Below are 17,603 nucleotides of genomic sequence, written 5' to 3'. Positions count from 1 at the left end.
CCGACAGTCCTTGTCTTTCCGTGGCGGGACGGCCTGTCAAGGGTCGCCGCAGGCGATCGCGCAGCGACGCGACCGCAGGGAGCGCCCTTGACAGGGCGGCCCGACGCGGAAGGACTATGGGACTGACGGGAAATCCCCAACCCTTCCTCGCTGCCGACCGGCCGGGGCACCGATATCGTCCACCCCCGCCGCACAGGACAGCCTCCGCCCGGCGGACCTCCCTCACCCCCCTTCCCGCACGCCCCTTCCCGCATGCCCCTTCCCACACCCCCCGCCCCCTGCCCCCTCCCCCTCACCCCCCGAACAGCACCTCCTGCGCCGACTCCCTCGCCGCCAGTTGTGCGCCCGCCAGGACCGCCGGGTCGCCCAGGGTCGTGGCTCTGACCTCCGTCGGGACCGGGGTCAGGGAAGCCAGGCGGTGGGCAACTCTCGCCGCCAGGGGCGGCCCGCCCGCGCGGCCGAGTTCGCCGGCCAGGACCACGCAGCCCGGGTCCAGCAGCGCCGCGGCGGCCGCCGCGCCCAGGGCGAGGCGTTCGGCGAAGGCGTCGAGGAAGGCCTCCCCCGCGGCCCCCGCCACCGCCTCCTCGACCGGGCCCTCGAAGCCGTGCTCGCGCGCCAGCGCCCCGACGGCGTCCCGGCCGACCAGCGCGTGGAAGCCGCCCGCGCAGCCCGTGGCCGACGGCAGGCCGCCGGTGCCCGGGACGGGGAGGAAGCCGATCTCCCCGGCGCCGCCCGAGGCGCCCCGGCGCAGCCGGCCGTCCAGGACGACCGCCGCGCCCACCCCCGCGCCGAGCCACAGCAGGACGAAGGAGTCCAGGTCGCGGGCCGCGCCCAGGGTCCGCTCGGCCAGGGCGGCGAGGTTCGTCTCGTTCTCGACCACCACCACGGCGGGCAGGCTCCGCTGGAGGGCCGCCACCAGCTCCCGGTGCCAGGCCGGCAGCCCCGTGGTGTCGCGGAGTTCGCCCGTCGCGGGGGCGACCAGACCGGGAGCGCCGATGACGACGGTGTGCAGTTCCCCGGCCCCGGCTTCGCGGGCGGTGCGCAGCAGGGCGGCGACCGCGTCCTCGGGGGCGCCCACGGGCAGTGCGGCCCGGGCGACCGGGGTACCGAGCAGGTCGGTGACGACGGCGGTGACGCTGTCGGTCCGTACGTCCAGGGCGGCGAGGTAGGCGCGGGTGGCGACGATCCCGTACAGCTTCGCGTTGGGGCCGCGCCGCTGTTCGCCGGATTCCCCGACGACCTCGACGAGCCCGGCGCCGGTGAGACGGTCGACGAGGTCGGCGACCGAGGGGCGGGAGAGGCCGGTCATGGTCTTGAGCTGGGTGGCCGTCAGCGGTCCGGAGTCCTGCAGGAGTTGCAGCGCGAGGCGGTCGTTGATGGCCCGCGCCGTGCTGGGCGAGGCGGGCACGGGCGACCGGGTCTCAGTGGGAGCAGAAGTCACGCCGCCCATCCTAGGCAGTCGGGGGAGATATCTATCAGGCAGGGTTCCTGATAGTTTAGCGCCCATGACCGGGGACCCAGACCTCAGCCCGGCGCGCCTGCGCCATGCCCGCTTCGCGATCGCCGCCGTCTTCTGCACGCACGGCGCCGTGACCGGCTCCTTCGCCACCCGCATCCCCTGGATCCAGGAGCACGCCCAGCTGAGCGCCGGGACCCTGGGGCTGGCCCTGGCCTTCCCCGCCGTGGGCGCGGCGCTGGCGATGCCCCTGGCCGGGCGGATCAACCACCGGTTCGGCGCCCGTACGGCGCTGCGCGGGCTGCTGGCGATGTGGACCCTCGCACTGATCCTACCGAGCCTCGCCCCGAACCTGGCGGCGCTGTGCCTCGCGCTCTTCTTCTACGGGGTCGCGGCCGGTATGTCGGACGTGGCGATGAACGCGCTGGGCGTGGAGACGGAGAACCGGCTGGGCCGTTCGATCATGTCCTCGCTGCACGGGATGTGGAGCGTGGGCGCCCTGATCGGCTCGGCCGCCGGTACGGTCGCCGCGCACGCCGGCGCCGACGCGCGCCTGCACCACCTGGTCGCGGCGCTCGCGCTGACCGCGGCCGGGCTGGTCGCCGTACGGGGTGTCCTGGACCTGAGGGCCGGACCGGACGGCGACGCGCCGCCGCATTTCGCGCTGCCCCCCAGGTCCGCGCTGCTCATCGGCGCCATCGGCTTCTGCGCGGTGTTCGCGGAGGGGGCGAGTCTGGACTGGTCGGCCGTGTACCTGCAGGACACCCTGGACACGGACGCCGGGCTGGCTGCGGCCTCCACCACGGCCTTCGCGCTCACGATGGCCGTCGCCCGGCTCGTCGGGGACCGGGTGGTCGACCGTTTCGGGCCCGTGCGCACCGTCCGCGCCGGAGGCGTCGTGGCCACCGCGGGCGGGCTGCTGGTGGTCCTCGCCGGACAGCCGGCGACGGCCCTGGCCGGCTTCGGGATGATCGGGCTCGGCATCTCGGTGGTGGTCCCGCTCGCCTTCGCGGCCGCGGGGCGCAGCGGGCCGGCCCCCGCGCAGGCCATCGCGGGCGTCGCGACGATCACGTACACCTCGGGCCTGATCGCGCCGTCGGCGATCGGTGCGGTGGCCGACGCGAGCTCGCTGGTGTGGTCCTTCGGGCTGGTCACCGTCCTGGCGTTCGCGCTGACCGTCGGGGCCGCGGTACTGCGCCGGAGGCCGTCGGTGGGGCACTCTGGGGCCACACCCGCCGAGAAGGCCTCCCAGCCCAATCGGGACGAACCAGCCCGTATCCAGCCGTAACATATCGATCGACCGGCCGCAGCGGCATCCCCCAGCGCTGCGGCCTCGACGTGTGACCGGTGCCGGGCGCGACCTCCGGCCGGCCGGAGAAGTGGAGTGGAACATGGGCCTCGGCGTGCGCTGGACCCTGCACGGTGACGGGCGCACGCCCGCGCCCGGCGCGGTGGTACGGCCGGACGAGCGGCTGTCGTGGCCGCGGACCGCCGGGCTCGGCGCCCAGCACGTCGTGGCGATGTTCGGCGCGAGTTTCGTCGCCCCGGTCCTGATGGGACTGGATCCGAACCTGGCCATCATGATGTCCGGCATCGCGACGATGATCTTCCTCCTAGCGACCCGCGGCCGGGTCCCCTCCTACCTCGGCTGCTCACTGTCGTTCGTGGGCGTGGCGGCGGCCATCCGGGCGGGCGGCGGGGACAGCGCGGTGGTCACGGGCGCCGTCTTCGTCGTCGGCGCGGCGCTGTTCCTGGCCGGTCTGGCCGTGCACCGCTTCGGTGCGCGCATCATCCACGCCACGATGCCGCCGGTGGTGACGGGTGCGGTGGTGATGCTGATCGGCTTCAACCTGGCGCCGGTGACGGCCTCGACGTACTGGCCGCAGGACCAGTGGACGGCGCTGCTGACGATGCTGTTCACCGGGCTCGCGGTGGTGTGCCTGCGCGGCTTCTGGTCGCGCATCGCGATCTTCCTTGGGCTGCTGTTCGGCTACGGGCTCTCCTGGGTGCTGGACCGGCTCTTCGGGCAGATCCACTCCCCGGCGGGCGGGGCCGAGGCCGTGGACCACTGGCGCCTGGACCTGTCCGGGGTCTCCGGGGCCGACTGGATCGGGCTGCCGTCCTTCCACGCCCCGGCCTTCGAGTGGTCGGCGATCCTGATCGCGCTGCCGGTGGTGATCGCGCTGATCGCCGAGAACGCCGGGCACATCAAGGCCGTCGCCGAGATGACCGGTGACCGGCTCGACGACAAGCTCGGCACCGCCATCGCGGCCGACGGCGCGGCGTCGATGCTGTCGACGGGGGTCGGCGGTCCGCCGAACACCACCTACTCCGAGAACATCGGCGTGATGGCCGCCACCCGGGTCTACTCCACGGCGGCGTACTGGGCGGCGGCCTTCTTCGCGCTGCTCTTCGGGCTGTGCCCCAAGTTCGGGGCGGTCGTGGCCGCGATCCCGGGCGGCGTCCTCGGCGGCATCACCGTCATCCTGTACGGCATGATCGGCCTGCTCGGCGCGCAGATCTGGATCAACGGCCGGGTGGACCTGCGCAATCCGCTGAACCTGGTGCCGGCCGCGGCGGGCATCATCATCGGCATCGGCGGGGTCAAGCTGCAGATCACCGACAGCTTCGAGCTGGGCGGCATCGCGCTGGGCACCATCGTGGTGATCACGGGCTACCACGCGCTGCGGTACTTCGCCCCCGCGCACATGAAGGTCGAGGAGCCCCTGCTGGACGAGGGCACTTCGACGTACGACGAGGACACGGCCGGCGGCGGCCCGGCCCGGGACGACAAGCGGGGTTGACGCCGTTTCGCCCGAACCGGGGAAGCGCACGGCCAAGTTCCCCGGATCCGGGGCGGCGGCTGCGACGCTGCCTGACATGAAAGCGGTGCTGGCGCGGATGCGCGCCCTGGACGAGCGGCTCCCCGCGCAGGACGGTGTCGCCGTCTTCAACCGGGTGTACCTGACGGTGACGGAGACCCTGTACGAGCGGATCTCCCACGGGGGTTTCCCCGCGCCCCGCAGGGCAGCCGTGCTGAGCGCGCGCTTCGCGGAGCGTTACCTGGCGGCGGTGGAGGCGGACCGGCCGCCGGCCTGCTGGCGGCCGCTGCTCCAGTACCGCCGCCACCCGGGGGTGCGTCCGCTGCAGCACGCGCTGGCCGGGATCAACGCGCACATCGGCCACGATCTGGCGCTGGCGGTGGTGGCCACCTGCCGGGCCCTTGACTGTGAACCCCCCGCCCTGGAGGCGGATTTCGACCGGGTCGGCGACACCCTGGTCGCCCTGGAGGAGCGCATCCGCGAGGACCTGATGCCGGGGCCGGACCTGCTGGAGATCGCCGACCCGCTGACCCACTTGCTCGGCTCGTGGAGCCTGGAGCGCGCCCGCGCGGGCGCCTGGGCGGCGGCCCGCCTGCTGTGGACCCTGCGCCGCTCCCCCGAACTGGCCGAGGAGTTCACCGAGTCCCTGGACTCGGGGGTCGGCCTGGTGGGCCGCTGCCTGCTGACGCCGACGGGGCCGAAACCCCGGTGCGGCCTGGTCGGGCGCCTCTTACCGTGACCGCATGCCCAGCTTCGCCACGCACCGCCGACGGGTGCACGACGCCTCGCTCCCGCCGTACCGGCGGCTGTCGGCGTTGCGCACCTGCCTGACCGTGTTCTGCCCGTACGGCTTCCACGCCACCTACCACCACCTGTGCCGCAGCGCCCGGATCCCCCGGGACCTGGACGAGGACCCCGCGTCGCTCGTGCGGGCGGTGGAGGAGCTGCACGAGGCGCGGGAGGTGTGGCTGGAGGCGATGGCGGTGTGGCAGCAGGGCAGGCGGGCCCAGAAGCGGGCCGGGGTGCGCCGTCCCTACCCGCCCCAGCCCGCGCAGTGGCTGTACTGGCCGGACCCGGAGTTCCATCCCGGGGGCCGCCTCGCGGAGGTGATGCCGGGGGTGATGCGGGGCCGCTCGGACGTGGAGGGCCACCAGGGGCGGGCCGGGGTGTGCCCCGTGTGCGGGCGGGACCGGGGGACGGTGGAGTGGGATGCCAGTGGGTACGGGCTGTACACCCTGTGCGCGGGGTGCGGCCTCGGGCTGGGCCGCCGTCCGCACCCGCTGCCGTACGGGCCGGAGCGCGGCGAGGTGCGGGCCGCCTTCCGTCACCGGCAGCGCCTGATCTGGGCGCGCGCCGAGTGAGCCCGCATCGTGTGCGCCCGCGCCGGGCATGAGGACGGGCCGCCGCCGCGCTCGTGGCGCGGGGGCGGCCCGTGGTCACGGGGGTCCCGTTGTTGCGGGTCCCTGTGGCGGCCGGGGGAGGTCAGTCCTCCGGGAGTTCGACCGGGGCGATCTCGTCGTAGACGTCGCCCGGGCCCGGGTTGGTGGCGTCCGTGGAGCCGCCGAGGTGGTGCATGACGCCCCAGACCGCGTTGAGGGCGGTCTGGACGGCGCCCTCGGCCCAGCCGGCCGTCCAGGAGATGTCGTCGCCCGCGAGGAAGATGCCGCGCTTGTCCTCGGGGAGGCGGTCCTGCATGAAGTGGGTGAACAGGCGCCGCTGGTAGCGGTAGTGACCCGGCAGGTTGGCCTTGAACGCGCCCATGAAGTAGGGCTCGTCCTCCCAGGAGACGGTGACCGGGTTGCCGATGATGTGGCGGCGGATGTCGACCTTCGGGTAGATCTCGCCGAGGGACTTCAGCATGACCTCCATCCGCTCGTTGGCGGACAGCGGCAGCCACTTGAGGCTGTCGTCGCACCACGTGTACGAGAGGCAGATGACGGCGGGCTTGTCCGGGCCGTTGTCCAGCAGGTAGGTGCCGCGGGTCATGCGGTCCGTGAGCGTCATCGACATGACGTCGCGGCCGGTCTCCTCGTCCTTGTCCAGCCAGAAGGGGCGGTCGACGGGGACGAAGAGCTTCGAGCTCTCCATGTAGTGGGTGCGCTCGATCGCCGTCCAGTGGTCGATCGGGAACAGCGTGTCGTCGCACGCGATCTTGGACAGCAGCATCCAGGACTGCGCGGTGAAGATCGCGGCGCGGTACGTGCGTATGTCGCCCGAGGAGTCGGTGACCGTGATGCGGTTGCCGGCCGTGCGGTGCAGGCGGGTGACGGCGGGGCGCGGGGTCCCGTCGTGCAGGGAGGACAGGGAGGTGCCCTGGGCCCAGTGGACGATCTTCTCGGGCTCGCGCTCCCACAGGCGCAGCGGCAGCTGCTGGGAGCCGCCCACGATGCCGCGGTGGTGGTCGTCGGCCTCGGTGTAGACGACGCGCAGGATCTCCAGGATGGAGTTCGGGAAGTCGGTGTCCCAGCCGCCCGTGCCGAAGCCGACCTGGCCGAAGATCTCGCGCTTGCGGAAGGACTTGAAGGCCTCCGACTTGCAGAGGAACCCGTAGAAGGTCTCGTCGTCGAGCTTCTCGACGAGCTTGGCCCAGATCTCGCGGATGCGCGGGACGTCCCGCTCGCGCATCGCGGTGTTCATGTCGGAGAAGTCGGCGCCCTCGTCGAGGCAGGCGTTCCACGCGTCGGCGACGTCGCGGTAGATCTGCGGGAGGTCGGCGATGGTCTCGGCGTAGTGCGTCTCGCCCTTGAGGTCGACGACCGTGGAGGGGGTGGCCTCGGCGAGCGGGTTCGGGAAGGGCTCGGTGACCAGGCCGACGAGGTCGATGTAGTGCTGCAGGGCCGTGGAGGAGGGCGGGAAGCGCATGGCGCCCATCTCGGCGGTGAGGCCCTCGGTCTCGGCGCCCTCGAAGCCGACGGTGCGCAGCCGGCCGCCGATCTGGTCGGCCTCGTAGACGACGGGCTTGAGGCCCATCTTCATGAGCTCGTAGGCCGAGATGATGCCGGACAGACCGCCGCCGATGACGGCGACCTCGGTGCCGAACTCGGTCGCCGGTATCTGGCCCAGGCCCGCCGGGTGGGCGAGGAAGTCGTCGTACGCGTAGGGGAAGTCCGGGCCGAACATGGTGATCGGCGGCTGTCCGTCGCCGTGCGGGACGGCGGTGGTGGGCACCGTGGACGTCATGGGGTACGACTCCTTGCGGGGGTGGGGCAGGGGGGAGGGCGGTGCGGGCGGGACTCAGACGAGGGAGGCGTAGAGCCCGGGGCGGCGGTCGCGCAGGTAGGGGTTGGTCGTGCGCGAGGCGCTGAGCAGCTCGGGGTCGGCCTCGCCGAACACCAGCTCCTCGCCGCGGCCGGCCCGGGTGCGGGTGACCCCGTCGGGGCTCGCCAGGCAGCTGAGTCCGACGAACTCGAACTCGCCTTCCGGGCCGGTGCGGTTGACGTACGCGATGTACATCTGGTTCTCGAAGGCCCGTACCGGCACGAGCTGTTCGGCGACGAACTGGAACGGGTGCATCTGCGCGGTCGGCACCAGGAGGAGGTCGGTGCCGGCGAGCGCGTGAGCCCGGACGTTCTCGGGGAACTCCACGTCGTAGCAGATCATGATGCCGATGCGGAGGCCGCCGAGGTCGGCCTGGACGACGGGGGTGTCGCCCGGGGTGAAGGCCTCCTGCTCGAAGCAGCCGAAGAGGTGCGTCTTGCGGTAGTTCGCCAGCGGTGCGCCGTCGGGTCCGATGAGCTGCGCCGAGTTGTGGACGGTGTCGCCCGAACGCTCGGGGTAGCCGTACAGGACGGCGATCCCGTGGCGGCGGGCGATGTTGCCGATGGCGTGGGCGGACTCGCCGTCGGCCGGTTCGGCGCGGTCGGCGATGTCCTGGGGGTCCAGGGCGTAGCCGGTGAGGAACATCTCCGAGGTCACGAGGAGCCCGGCCCCGCTCTGTGCGGCGCGCGCCGCGGCCTCGTCGAGCGCCTTGAGGTTCTCGGCGGTGTCGCCGAGAACTCCGGAGCTCTGGAGGAGGGCGGTGCGCAGCGGGGCCATGGATATCCTCTGTGGCAGGAGGGGTGGGGGTCGTAAAACGGTACGTTCGGGCGCTCGACCCGGACAAGCCGTGACCGTTGCGCTCGGAGCATCGATTCGTTGCGCGTTCTGCCGGGTGGGCGGCGATTCGTTGCGCGGGGCCCCGGGCCGGGCCTCCCCATGACCCCCGTACGACCCCGCCCCCGCCCTACGGGGCCGTGCGGAAGGCCGGGTGGGCCGCGAGGAACCGCAGGTCGTCCAGGATTCCGGGGGTGTGGTTGGAGACGACGCGGCCGCTCCAGGTGTCGACGAGGGCCGGGACGGTCAGCGTGCCCTCGAAGTGGTGGCCGGCGGCCTCGTAGGCGATGCGGAGGGCGGTGTGCGCGCCGGCGGTGTGCGCGTCCGCGCGGGGGCCGGGGTCCTCGGGCAGGAACGTCGCGGCGACCGAGCCCTCCAGGCCGAGCGCGGCCAGGGCCGCGGCCACCCGCAGGGACCGGGGACAGTCGGGGCCGAGGTAGAGGTGGTAGCGGTGGGGGACGGGCGAGAATCCGGCCCCGATGCGGCCGCGCAGCTCGGTGCGGGGCGATCCGGGGGCCGGGGCGGGCAGGGCGGGCGGTGCGGCAGGCGCTGCGGACACGGCGGTGGAGGACATGACGCTCCCTGGGCGGAAGAGGGCACGGCGGGCTGCCGGGTCGCGCGGTGCGCGCCCGGTCGTCTCCAGGGGTGCCCTTCGGGGCCGCCCCTGCGCAGTCAGCGGCCGAAGGCGCTGCAGACCCGCAGGAGGTCGATGTGGAGGCGTCGGGTCAGCCACCAGCGGCGGAGGGTCCGGTACCGGTCCTCCGCGTACGCCTCTCCGCCCGTGTCCACCCGCCCCGCCCCCGTCCCGTGCTCGCCGCCGCTTCGCGGCCGGCTCGCGGTGGTTAGGCTTCCCGCGGCGGGCGCGCTTCATGCGGCCGTCCTCCGCAGTCTCGTGGCGGCGCCCGGGGCCGTCAAGAAGGCGGTCACGGCCGGCTCGCCGCGCTCCCGGAAGGAACCCGTACGCATGTCCTCCCAGACCGGCGCCGTACCCGCCGACGAGGTGCTCGACAATCCGGTCTGGGCCGCGCTGACCGGGCCGCACCGCGCCTTCGCCGAGCACGGGCCGGCGGGTCTGGCGGCCCGCTACGCGCGGGACGCGAGCCCGTTCGCGGCCCTCTCCGACCCGGCGGACCCCCGCGCGTGGGCGGACCTGGCGGCGCTGGCCGGGCCGGACGAGGGGGTCTGGGTGACCGGGCTGCTGACCCCGCCGCCGGGCTGCTGACCCCGCCGCCGGGCTGGGAGACCGTGATGACCATTCCCGGTGTGCAGCTGGACGGCCGGGCGGTACGGGTCGAGACCGCGCCCGAGGCGGTCCCGCTGGGGCACGGTGACGTGCCCGAGATGCTGGAGCTGGTGGAGCTGACCCGGCCGGGCCCGTTCATGGACCGGACCGTCGATCTGGGCACGTACCTGGGGATCCGTCACGAGGGGCGGCTCGTCGCGATGGCCGGGGAGCGGATGCGGCCGACGGGGTGGTCGGAGATCAGCGCGGTGTGCACGCACCCGGAGTTCCGGGGCCGGGGCCTGGCGGCCCGGCTGGTCCGGGCGGTCGCCTCGGCGGTGCGCGAGCGCGGGGACGTCCCGTTCCTGCACGCGGCGGCGGAGAACACCGGGGCGGTGCGGCTGTACGAGTCGATGGGGTTCACGCTGCGGCGCCGGCCGGACTTCGTGGGGCTGCGCACACCGGCCGGGAAGGCCTGACCCGGGGCCTGTCGGCCACGGCGGGGTTTCGCGGGGCGTTGCGTGGTCAGACGCGTGGCAACCACAGAAAGGAACAGCCATGACCGACGTCTCGCGCCTGCCCGGCTCCGCGCACCATCACTGGCAGTGGCAACTGCGCGCCGCCTGCCGGGATCTGGGGCCCGGCCGCTTCTACCATCCCGCCGGGGAGCGGGGTGAGGACCGGGAGGAGCGGGACGCCGCCGCGAAGCGGGTCTGCGCGGTGTGCCCGGTCAGGGCGGCATGCCTGGAGCACGCGATGCGTACCCGTGAGCCGTACGGCGTCTGGGGCGGCCTGACGGAGGAGGAGCGCCGCGCCCGCGCCGGCCGGTCGCCCGTGTCGGCGGGCCGCTGATCCCTCTCGGCCGGGCGCGTCGGCCGGACCGTGAGGCCCGGCCGTAATGGCCAGTGGGGCGGCGGGCCTGCTGGGACGGCCGGGCCCCCTGGTGACGTCGCCGGGTTCCCCCTTCAGGCCGTGTCGGCCTCGCGGTGCATGCCGTGGCACAGCGCCCAGATGATGAAGATGTTGACGGCTACCAGCGTCATCGCCCAGAAGGGGTAGTACGGGATCGAGAGGAAGTTGGCGAGGGCGCCCAGACCGGCGGCCACCACGCCGAAGTACCGCGCCCACAGGGCTCCGCCGAGCACGGCGCACCCGGCGAGGACGATGACGATCCCCACGATGAGGTGGATCCAGCCCCAGCCGGTGAGGTCGAACTCGAAGACGTAGTGGCGGGTGCTGAGGAAGATGTCGTCCTTGGCGATGGCCGCGATGCCCTCGAAGGCCGCCATCGCGCCGCCGAAGATCATCAGTGCTGCGGCGAAGGCGGTGGAACCGGAGACCGGAGCGCGCCAGGGATCGGGCCCGGACGCTTTGGAGCGGGTGGTGTCACTGGCCATGGAGGCCTCCTCGGGCGATGTGCCCGTCCGGCCGGTCGACCTTGCCGGACCGGCGCGTGATCCCCCGTCCCAGCGTGGCACGGGGGCATCGCGTCGGCATTCCGACCGGCCTTCGCACCGCGCGGGGCGTTACGCCGGGGCGCCCGAGGTGAAGCGGCGCAGGAGCGGGGAGAGGACCAGGACCGACTTCGTGCGCTCCACGAACGGCTCGCCGGCGATGCGCTCCAGTACGCGCTCGAAGTGCCTCATGTCGGAGGCGAAGATCTGGACGAGGGCGTCCGCGTCGCCGGTGACGGTCGACGCGGACACCACCTCGGGGTACCGCTCCAGGCCTCGCCGGATGTCGTCCGGCGAGGTGTTGTGGCGGCAGTAGATCTCGATGAAGCCCTCGGTCTCCCAGCCCATGGCGGCGGGGTCGACGCGGACGGTGAAGCCGGTGATGGCTCCCTCCGCGCGCAGCCGGTCCACGCGCCGCTTCACGGCGGGGGCGGAGAGTCCGACCTCGGAGCCGATGTCCGCGTAGGAGCGGCGGGCGTCCTCGGCGAGGGCGTGCACGATGCGTTCGTCGAGATCGTTCAGTCGCACTGCGGGTGGATCACTTCTCTGCTGTGGCCACTTCTGCTTCGGTGGCGAGGCGGGACCGGCGGATGCCGTACAGGAAGTACACCACGAGGCCGACGGCCATCCAGCCACCGAAGACCATCCAGGTGGCGCTGTCGAGCTCGAACATCATGTAGGCGCAGGCGACGGCGCCCAGGATCGGGGTGACGGGGAAGAGCGCCACCTTGAACGTGCGCGGCATGTCCGGGCGGGTCCGGCGCAGGATGATGACGGCGACGTTGACCAGGCCGAAGGCGAAGAGGGTGCCGATGCTGGTGGCGTCGGCGAGCTTGCCCAGCGGGATGAAGGCCGCGAGGGCACCGCAGAACAGGGAGACGATCACCACGTTGGCGCGGGGGGCGCCGGTCTTCTCGTCGACCTTGGCGAAGACCTTGGGGACGAGGCCGTCGCGGGACATCGCGAAGAGGATGCGGGTCTGGCCGTAGAGGACGGCGAAGACGACGGAGAAGATCGCGACGATGGCGCCGGCGGCGAGGACGACGCCCCAGACGCTGGTGCCGGTGACGTCGGTCATGATCTGGGCGAGCGCGGCCTCGGTGCCCTCGAAGTCCTGCCAGGGCATGGCGCCGACGGCGACGAAGGCGACGAGGACGTAGAGGACGGTGACGATGGCCAGCGACAGCATGATCGCGCGCGGCAGGTCCTTCTTCGGGTTCTTGGCCTCCTCACCGGCGGTGGAGGCGGCGTCGAAGCCGATGTAGGAGAAGAAGAGGGTGGAGGCGGCGGCGCTGATGCCGGTGACGCCCAGCGGGGCCAGCGGGGTGTAGTTGCCGGCCTTGATGCCCATGACGCCGATGCCGATGAAGAGCAGCAGGGTGACGATCTTGACGCCGACCATGATCGAGTTGACCGTGGCGCTCTCCTTGGCGCCTCGCATCAGGAAGACCATGGAGAGCAGGACGACGACCAGCGCCGGCAGGTTGATGAACCCGCCCTCGCCCAGGGGCGCGGAGACGGATTCGGGGATGGTGACCCCGATGGTCCCGTCGAGGAACTCGTTGAGGTACTGGCCCCAGCCGACGGCGACGGCCGCGACGGAGACGGCGTACTCCAGGACCAGGCACCAGCCGCAGATCCAGGCGATGAGCTCACCCATGGTGGCGTAGGCGTACGAGTACGAGGAGCCGGAGACCGGCACCGATCCGGCCAGCTCGGCGTAGGAGAGGGCCGAGAACAGGGCGGTCAGGCCCGCGAGGATGAAGGAGATCGTCACGGCGGGGCCGGCCTTGGGGGCGGCGGTGCCGAGGACGACGAAGATGCCGGTGCCCAGGGTGGCACCGATGCTGATCATAGTCAGCTGCCACATGGTGAGCGAGCGGCGCAGCGTGCCGCCCTCGCCCTGCCCGCCCTCGGAGACGAGCCGCTCGACCGGCTTGCGCCGCATCAGCGGGTTCACGGTCCTGCGGGGCTCGGTCGTGGCGGGGGGCGCCTGGCCGGTGTCGAGCACTCGGGAACTCCTTCTCACTGCGGATGGGGACTGTCGGCGTCGACCGCAGCGGTTCCGGAGCAGGGATCAGGCAGAGCTCTGCCTGGGCATGCGGACCGCCGAGCAGGCGGTCGCGCCACTCCACGTACAGGGGGTGAGCCTATGAGCTGAGCGATACCGCCCGTAATGCACCTTCCTTGCACATTGGCGAACGATCGTTGCGCGGATCCGTCCGGAATGGCCCTTTGTTGCGCGCGGACGATCGATCACTGCGCAAGACGCCCGAACCCCCTTTCTTGACACTTCGTCAGATCTGCCGCAGCGTGCCGCCATGGATCCGGACGTGCTCTACGAGATCGACCTGCCCGAGCCCTGGGCCGGGTCCCACCCGCACGGCCAGCGGGCCGCCGAGCAGCGCGCCTGCCGGGAGGCCGTCGAGCGGATCAGGCTCGCCGACCGCACGCCGGCGGCGGCCCGCTGCTCTTCGTCGCCTCCGTCTCCGGGCTCACCGGGGCCCCGCTGCACGCCGCGTACGGGGCCGCCGAGGCCGGCCTGATGGCATTGGTCCGCTCGGCGGCGGTGGAACCGGGCCCGCGCGGGGTACGGGTGAACGCGGTGGCGCCGGGCGTGGTGTGGACCCCGCGGGGCGCCGCCCTGCTGGGCGCCGAGGGCCGGCGGCGCAACGCGGAGAACGCCCCGCTGGGCCGGGTGGCCGAGACCTCGGACATCGCGGCCGCCCTGTACTTCCTGGCCTCGCCGCTGTCCTCGTACGTGACGGGCCGGACGCTCGTGGTGGACGGCGGGGTCGGTGTGAAGTTCCGGTATCCGACGATCGGAGGCGAACAGTGAACGCGTACGGCGCCGGCGGCACCGACAGCCCCTTCGGCACCCACGGCCGGTGGCAGGACCCCCAGCCGTTCCTGCGCGGGGTCGCCTGGCTGGACAAGGGGCGACCGGTGCGCGCCGACCCGGCGGACACCATGCGGCTGCCCTGGGACACCGGGGAACGGGCCACCCTGCCCATCGGGGTCCGGCTGGAGTTCACCACGCAGACCGCGACCGCGGTCGAGATCCGCTACCGGGCGACGGTGCCCGGCCCCACCGACTCACTGCGCGACCTCTCGCACCTGTTCTCCCTCTGGGACCGGCACGGTGTGGTGACCGAGGTGTTCACCGAGCCCGCCGCCGAGTCCGTCGTACGCATCGAGCTGGGCGGCGGCCACGGCCCGTTCACCATCCACCCGCCCGAGGCGCAGTCGCCGCTCGTCCTCGGCCTGCGCGGGCTGGGCGGCGACCTCGCCCCTGCGCCGCCCGCGCCGCGCTGGGTGGTGCACGGCGACTCCATCACCGAGGGCTGGTGGTCGACCCGCCCCGCGCACGGCTGGCCCGCGGTCACCGGACGGACGCTGGGCTGGGACACCGTCAACCTCGGCTACGCGGGCGCCGCGCGCGGCGAACTCGCCACCGCCGAACAGCTCGCGGGCCTGCCCGCCGACGTCCTGACCCTCGCCTTCGGAACCAACTGCTGGTCGCGGGTGCCGTTTTCGGCGCCGCTGCTGTACGAGACCACGCGCGCGTTCCTCGAACTGGTCCGCCAGGGCCACCCCCGGACCCCGCTGCTGCTGGTCTCCCCCGTCCTGCGGCCCGACGCCGAGCGCACCCCGAACCGGCTGGGCGCCACCCTGGGCGCGCTGCGCGACGCGATGGAGCGCGCCGCGCGCGACCGGATCGCCGCCGGGGACGAACGGCTGGCCGTGCTCCGGGGGCGGGACGTGCTCGGCCCCGAGCACCTGGAGGACGGTCTGCACCCCAACGACGCCGGACACCGGGTCCTCGGCCTCGCTGTGGTCACGGCTCTGCGGCGGGCCGGGTTCGCCGAGGAGTAGGTGAAACAGCCCACACCGGCGCCGGTGAACGGTTCGCCGCCTCCGGGGCGTGTCCTGTGCACAGTTGCCGCCGCTCCGGAAGGACGCGGGCGGCGGACACGACGGACATGATGTGGGAGAGATCAAGATGGGCATCAAGCGCGGAACCACCCTGGCCGCGGCCGTGATCGCCGTCGCCCTCGCGGCGACGGCCTGCGGCCCGAACGACGACAAGGCCGCGGACTACGTCAAGCCGGCCGGCGCCGCCGACTACCAGGCTCCCGCCGCGGGCGGCGCAGCGGCCGCCGCCCCGGGCGGGCAGCTGGCCCTCGGCGACAACGCGCAGCTCGGTCCGGTGCTGACCGACGGCTCCGGCCGGACCCTCTACCGCTTCGACAAGGACACCGCCAAGCCGCCGAAGTCGAACTGCGACGGGGACTGCGCGAAGACCTGGCCGGTGGTCGCGGCGGGCGACGTCACCGCGGCCGCGGGAATGGACCCGGCGCTGCTGGGCGAGGTCGTGCGCAGCGACGGCACGAAGCAGCTGACGGTGGCCGGCTGGCCCGCGTACCGGTTCAACAAGGACGCCAAGGCGGGCGATGTGAACGGCCAGGGCGTCGGCGGGGTGTGGTTCGCCTTCGGCCCGGACGGCAAGAAGGCCGCGAAGGCGGCGCCCGGAGCGGGTGCTCCGGCCGAGGCGGGCGCCGGCGCGGGGGCCGGCGCGGGCGCGGGGCTGTCGGTGGCGAAGGACCCGAAGCTGGGCGACCACATCGTCGACGGCAAGGGCATGACCGTCTACCGCTTCAAGCCGGACACCGCGTGGCCGATGGAGTCCAAGTGCACCGGCGACTGCGTGGCGAAGTGGCCGGTGGTCCCGCCGGTCGACAAGGCGTACGCCAAGGGCATCACCGAGCGGAACTACCTGGTGCTGGACCGGCCGGACGGCAAGAAGCAGCAGACCGTCGACTGCTGGCCCGTCTACACCTTCACCGGTGACAAGAAGCCCGGCGACATCAACGGCCAGGGCGTCGGCGGCACCTGGTACGCCGTCTCCCCCGACGGCAAGCTCATCACCGTCCAGTAGGACCCTGCCCGCTCCCCCGAACCGCGCGGCCCTCCGCCCCCGCCTCCCCCCAGGGGCGGGGGCCGCGCACCGTTCCGCCCCGGCGGGCCTCTCTCTACACTCGGCCGCATGCTGCGCGTACTGGCCGTCGACGACGAGAAGCCGCTCCTGGAGGAGCTCCTCTACCTGCTGCGCTCCGATCCCCGGGTGCGCAGCGCGGAGGGCGCCTCGGACGCCACCGAGGCCCTGCGCCGGATCACGCGGGCGCTGGAGGCCGGGCCCGACGGTGCCGACGGCATCGACGTGGTGTTCCTCGACATCCACATGGCCGGGCTGACGGGGCTGGACATCGCGCGGCTGCTGGCCGGGTTCGCGCGGCCGCCGCTGATCGTCTTCGTCACGGCGCACGAGGGGTTCGCCGTACAGGCCTTCGACCTCAAGGCCGTGGACTACGTGCTGAAGCCCGTACGCCCGGAGCGCCTGGCCGAGGCGGTCCGGCGGGCCTGCGCCCAGCTGGGCCGGGACCGGCCCGCCGCGTCGGGTCCGCAGGCCGCGGAGCCGCTGCCGGCGGTGCCGCTGCAGCGCCCGTCGGTGCCGGAGCCCGCCGCGTCCGCTCCCTCCGAGCGCGGCGCGGACCAGATCGCCGTCGAGCTGGGCGGGGTCACCCGTTTCGTGGCCATCGCCGACATCGCCCACGTCGAGGCCCAGGGCGACTACGCCCGCCTGCACACCGACGAGGGCAGCCACCTCGTCCGGATCCCGCTGTCCACGCTGGAGGAACGCTGGGCGGCGCGTGGATTCGTCCGCATCCACCGCCGCCACCTGGTGGCGCTGGCCCGCATCGACGAGCTGCGGCTGGACGCGGGCGCCACGAGCGTCCGGGTGGGCTCGGCGGAGCTCCAGGTCAGCCGCAGGCACGCGCGGCAGCTCCGGGATCTGTTGATGCGTCAGGCCACGGGCTGACCGCCGGTTCCCGCGGCCGTCCGGTCCCGCGGGCCGTCCGACCGTCCGGCGGCCCGCACCCGCCGTTCGTCGCACGGCGAGTGGCGTACGGCGATCGGGAGAGGTGAACGGCCCGCCGGTGGCATACGGGCTGCGTATCGTGCATATTCCGGCGCGGGACGCGGGAGGCGCGAGATGTCCGACACGCAGGCGCTGCTCGACGCGCTGACCGGACTGTCCCCCACCCGGCCCGCCGGACCCGCCGAGGCCGAGACCCTGCTGGCCGGGCTGCGCAGTGCGGCCGCCCGCTGGGCCGACGTCCTGTACGAGGCCCGCGAGGGCGTGCGCGAGCAGGTGCCGCCGCGCGCGGAGGCGGCGCTGACGCTGGCGTTCCGGCGGGCGGAGGAGTCGTACGTCGAGCTGGAGATCGCCCTCCGCGACTGCGCGGACCACCACGACCCGGCCGTCTGACGGTTCCTCGCCGCTGCGCGGGGCCGTCCCCTACCTCGTCTGGGGCCCCTCTTCCACCGTTCCCCGGGGCACGCCGGCGGGGCTGGACTTTCCAGCCCCGCCGGCGTTTGAGGCGCGGGGTCCGGGGCAGAGCCCCGGTTTCGGGAAGGGGCGGGGTGGGGGGTGGCCCCGCGCAGCGGCTCCCCCCGCAGGCAGCGGGCCGGATCAGGCCTGTCGTGCGCTCGAT

The 17,603-nt window shown here is 73.5% G+C and carries 18 protein-coding genes and 1 pseudogene; 12 read left to right on the top strand and 7 right to left on the bottom strand.

Annotation, left to right across the window (positions count from 1 at the left end; all coding sequences use genetic code 11):
* Window positions 1–292 precede the first annotated feature (292 nt).
* Window positions 293–1,408, bottom strand: coding sequence for an ROK family transcriptional regulator (locus ACZ6Y1_RS29270; RefSeq protein WP_469636381.1), 1,116 nt, complete (start codon window positions 1,406–1,408; stop codon window positions 293–295).
* A gap of 97 nt (window positions 1,409–1,505) precedes the next feature.
* Here ACZ6Y1_RS29270 and ACZ6Y1_RS29265 point away from each other — a divergent pair, with 97 nt between their 5' ends.
* The 4 genes from ACZ6Y1_RS29265 to ACZ6Y1_RS29250 all read left to right on the top strand — a co-directional run bounded on the left by ACZ6Y1_RS29265 (window position 1,506) and on the right by ACZ6Y1_RS29250 (window position 5,639).
* Window positions 1,506–2,744, top strand: coding sequence for an MFS transporter (locus ACZ6Y1_RS29265; RefSeq protein ID WP_469636358.1), 1,239 nt, complete (start codon window positions 1,506–1,508; stop codon window positions 2,742–2,744).
* Between the two features lie 103 nt (window positions 2,745–2,847).
* The gene (locus tag ACZ6Y1_RS29260) at window positions 2,848–4,260 is read left to right on the top strand and encodes a uracil-xanthine permease family protein (RefSeq protein ID WP_469636355.1); all 1,413 of its coding nucleotides are present in this window, start codon (window positions 2,848–2,850) and stop codon (window positions 4,258–4,260) included.
* Window positions 4,261–4,336: 76 nt separating this feature from the next.
* Entirely contained in the window at window positions 4,337–5,017 is a 681-nt protein-coding gene (locus ACZ6Y1_RS29255) for a DUF5995 family protein (protein ID WP_469636352.1), read from the top strand.
* Window positions 5,018–5,021: 4 nt separating this feature from the next.
* Window positions 5,022–5,639, top strand: coding sequence for a hypothetical protein (locus tag ACZ6Y1_RS29250; RefSeq protein WP_469636349.1), 618 nt, complete (start codon window positions 5,022–5,024; stop codon window positions 5,637–5,639).
* Between the two features lie 121 nt (window positions 5,640–5,760).
* Here the strand turns inward: ACZ6Y1_RS29250 and ACZ6Y1_RS29245 are convergent, their stop codons facing one another.
* The 3 genes from ACZ6Y1_RS29245 to ACZ6Y1_RS29235 all read right to left on the bottom strand — a co-directional run bounded on the left by ACZ6Y1_RS29245 (window position 5,761) and on the right by ACZ6Y1_RS29235 (window position 8,944).
* Window positions 5,761–7,458 (bottom strand): flavin monoamine oxidase family protein, encoded by a 1,698-nt coding sequence (locus tag ACZ6Y1_RS29245; RefSeq protein ID WP_469636347.1) that lies wholly within the window; start codon window positions 7,456–7,458, stop codon window positions 5,761–5,763.
* 54 nt (window positions 7,459–7,512) lie between these two features.
* On the bottom strand, window positions 7,513–8,313 hold the full coding sequence (locus ACZ6Y1_RS29240) for a carbon-nitrogen hydrolase family protein (protein WP_469636344.1): 801 nt from the start codon (window positions 8,311–8,313) through the stop codon (window positions 7,513–7,515).
* Between the two features lie 187 nt (window positions 8,314–8,500).
* Window positions 8,501–8,944 (bottom strand): hypothetical protein, encoded by a 444-nt coding sequence (locus ACZ6Y1_RS29235; RefSeq protein ID WP_469636341.1) that lies wholly within the window; start codon window positions 8,942–8,944, stop codon window positions 8,501–8,503.
* Between the two features lie 390 nt (window positions 8,945–9,334).
* On the opposite strand from ACZ6Y1_RS29235, the pseudogene ACZ6Y1_RS29230 reads away from it, so the two are divergent.
* Window positions 9,335–10,071 (top strand): annotated as a pseudogene (locus ACZ6Y1_RS29230) (GNAT family N-acetyltransferase).
* 79 nt (window positions 10,072–10,150) lie between these two features.
* Window positions 10,151–10,444 carry a WhiB family transcriptional regulator gene (locus tag ACZ6Y1_RS29225; protein WP_469636338.1) on the top strand — a complete coding sequence of 98 codons (294 nt, stop codon included), beginning with the start codon at window positions 10,151–10,153 and terminating at the stop codon, window positions 10,442–10,444.
* Between the two features lie 113 nt (window positions 10,445–10,557).
* On the opposite strand, the gene ACZ6Y1_RS29220 is transcribed toward ACZ6Y1_RS29225, so the two are convergent.
* The 3 genes from ACZ6Y1_RS29220 to ACZ6Y1_RS29210 all read right to left on the bottom strand — a co-directional run bounded on the left by ACZ6Y1_RS29220 (window position 10,558) and on the right by ACZ6Y1_RS29210 (window position 13,057).
* Window positions 10,558–10,989 carry a DUF7144 family membrane protein gene (locus ACZ6Y1_RS29220; RefSeq protein ID WP_469636335.1) on the bottom strand — a complete coding sequence of 144 codons (432 nt, stop codon included), beginning with the start codon at window positions 10,987–10,989 and terminating at the stop codon, window positions 10,558–10,560.
* Between the two features lie 129 nt (window positions 10,990–11,118).
* On the bottom strand, window positions 11,119–11,574 hold the full coding sequence (locus tag ACZ6Y1_RS29215; RefSeq protein ID WP_030027017.1) for an Lrp/AsnC family transcriptional regulator: 456 nt from the start codon (window positions 11,572–11,574) through the stop codon (window positions 11,119–11,121).
* Between the two features lie 10 nt (window positions 11,575–11,584).
* Window positions 11,585–13,057 carry an amino acid permease gene (locus tag ACZ6Y1_RS29210; protein ID WP_384746389.1) on the bottom strand — a complete coding sequence of 491 codons (1,473 nt, stop codon included), beginning with the start codon at window positions 13,055–13,057 and terminating at the stop codon, window positions 11,585–11,587.
* Window positions 13,058–13,367: 310 nt separating this feature from the next.
* On the opposite strand from ACZ6Y1_RS29210, the gene ACZ6Y1_RS29205 reads away from it, so the two are divergent.
* The 6 genes from ACZ6Y1_RS29205 to ACZ6Y1_RS29180 all read left to right on the top strand — a co-directional run bounded on the left by ACZ6Y1_RS29205 (window position 13,368) and on the right by ACZ6Y1_RS29180 (window position 17,377).
* Window positions 13,368–13,592 carry a hypothetical protein gene (locus tag ACZ6Y1_RS29205; protein ID WP_469636331.1) on the top strand — a complete coding sequence of 75 codons (225 nt, stop codon included), beginning with the start codon at window positions 13,368–13,370 and terminating at the stop codon, window positions 13,590–13,592.
* Window positions 13,514–13,885 carry an SDR family oxidoreductase gene (locus ACZ6Y1_RS29200; RefSeq protein WP_469636378.1) on the top strand — a complete coding sequence of 124 codons (372 nt, stop codon included), beginning with the start codon at window positions 13,514–13,516 and terminating at the stop codon, window positions 13,883–13,885. The genes ACZ6Y1_RS29205 and ACZ6Y1_RS29200 overlap by 79 nt, the downstream gene beginning before the upstream one ends.
* The gene (locus ACZ6Y1_RS29195) at window positions 13,882–14,922 is read left to right on the top strand and encodes a GDSL-type esterase/lipase family protein (protein ID WP_469636328.1); all 1,041 of its coding nucleotides are present in this window, start codon (window positions 13,882–13,884) and stop codon (window positions 14,920–14,922) included. Before ACZ6Y1_RS29200 ends, ACZ6Y1_RS29195 begins: the two co-directional genes overlap by 4 nt.
* A gap of 127 nt (window positions 14,923–15,049) precedes the next feature.
* Complete coding sequence (locus ACZ6Y1_RS29190; RefSeq protein ID WP_469636374.1) at window positions 15,050–15,985, top strand: SCO0930 family lipoprotein; 936 nt, start codon at window positions 15,050–15,052, stop codon at window positions 15,983–15,985.
* 108 nt (window positions 15,986–16,093) lie between these two features.
* On the top strand, window positions 16,094–16,927 hold the full coding sequence (locus tag ACZ6Y1_RS29185; RefSeq protein WP_469636325.1) for a LytR/AlgR family response regulator transcription factor: 834 nt from the start codon (window positions 16,094–16,096) through the stop codon (window positions 16,925–16,927).
* A gap of 174 nt (window positions 16,928–17,101) precedes the next feature.
* Window positions 17,102–17,377, top strand: a complete 276-nt coding sequence (locus tag ACZ6Y1_RS29180) for a hypothetical protein (protein ID WP_469636318.1) — start codon at window positions 17,102–17,104, stop codon at window positions 17,375–17,377.
* Window positions 17,378–17,603: the final 226 nt, after the last annotated feature.

The sequence above is a fragment of the Streptomyces sp. NPDC053432 genome (assembly GCF_055585365.1).
This window is presented reverse-complemented; position numbering and strand designations above follow the sequence as displayed.

What these genes read in the sequence shown, in the direction of transcription:
- ACZ6Y1_RS29240 (WP_469636344.1), bottom strand. Translation starts at nt 8,313, where the DNA reads ATGGCCCCGCTGCGCACCGCCCTCCTCCAGAGCTCCGGAGTTCTCGGC.
- ACZ6Y1_RS29260 (WP_469636355.1), top strand. Translation starts at nt 2,848, where the DNA reads ATGGGCCTCGGCGTGCGCTGGACCCTGCACGGTGACGGGCGCACGCCC.
- ACZ6Y1_RS29235 (WP_469636341.1), bottom strand. Translation starts at nt 8,944, where the DNA reads ATGTCCTCCACCGCCGTGTCCGCAGCGCCTGCCGCACCGCCCGCCCTG.
- ACZ6Y1_RS29180 (WP_469636318.1), top strand. Translation starts at nt 17,102, where the DNA reads ATGTCCGACACGCAGGCGCTGCTCGACGCGCTGACCGGACTGTCCCCC.
- ACZ6Y1_RS29205 (WP_469636331.1), top strand. Translation starts at nt 13,368, where the DNA reads ATGGATCCGGACGTGCTCTACGAGATCGACCTGCCCGAGCCCTGGGCC.
- ACZ6Y1_RS29185 (WP_469636325.1), top strand. Translation starts at nt 16,094, where the DNA reads ATGCTGCGCGTACTGGCCGTCGACGACGAGAAGCCGCTCCTGGAGGAG.
- ACZ6Y1_RS29250 (WP_469636349.1), top strand. Translation starts at nt 5,022, where the DNA reads ATGCCCAGCTTCGCCACGCACCGCCGACGGGTGCACGACGCCTCGCTC.
- ACZ6Y1_RS29265 (WP_469636358.1), top strand. Translation starts at nt 1,506, where the DNA reads ATGACCGGGGACCCAGACCTCAGCCCGGCGCGCCTGCGCCATGCCCGC.
- ACZ6Y1_RS29190 (WP_469636374.1), top strand. Translation starts at nt 15,050, where the DNA reads ATGGGCATCAAGCGCGGAACCACCCTGGCCGCGGCCGTGATCGCCGTC.
- ACZ6Y1_RS29245 (WP_469636347.1), bottom strand. Translation starts at nt 7,458, where the DNA reads ATGACGTCCACGGTGCCCACCACCGCCGTCCCGCACGGCGACGGACAG.
- ACZ6Y1_RS29225 (WP_469636338.1), top strand. Translation starts at nt 10,151, where the DNA reads ATGACCGACGTCTCGCGCCTGCCCGGCTCCGCGCACCATCACTGGCAG.
- ACZ6Y1_RS29255 (WP_469636352.1), top strand. Translation starts at nt 4,337, where the DNA reads ATGAAAGCGGTGCTGGCGCGGATGCGCGCCCTGGACGAGCGGCTCCCC.
- ACZ6Y1_RS29220 (WP_469636335.1), bottom strand. Translation starts at nt 10,989, where the DNA reads ATGGCCAGTGACACCACCCGCTCCAAAGCGTCCGGGCCCGATCCCTGG.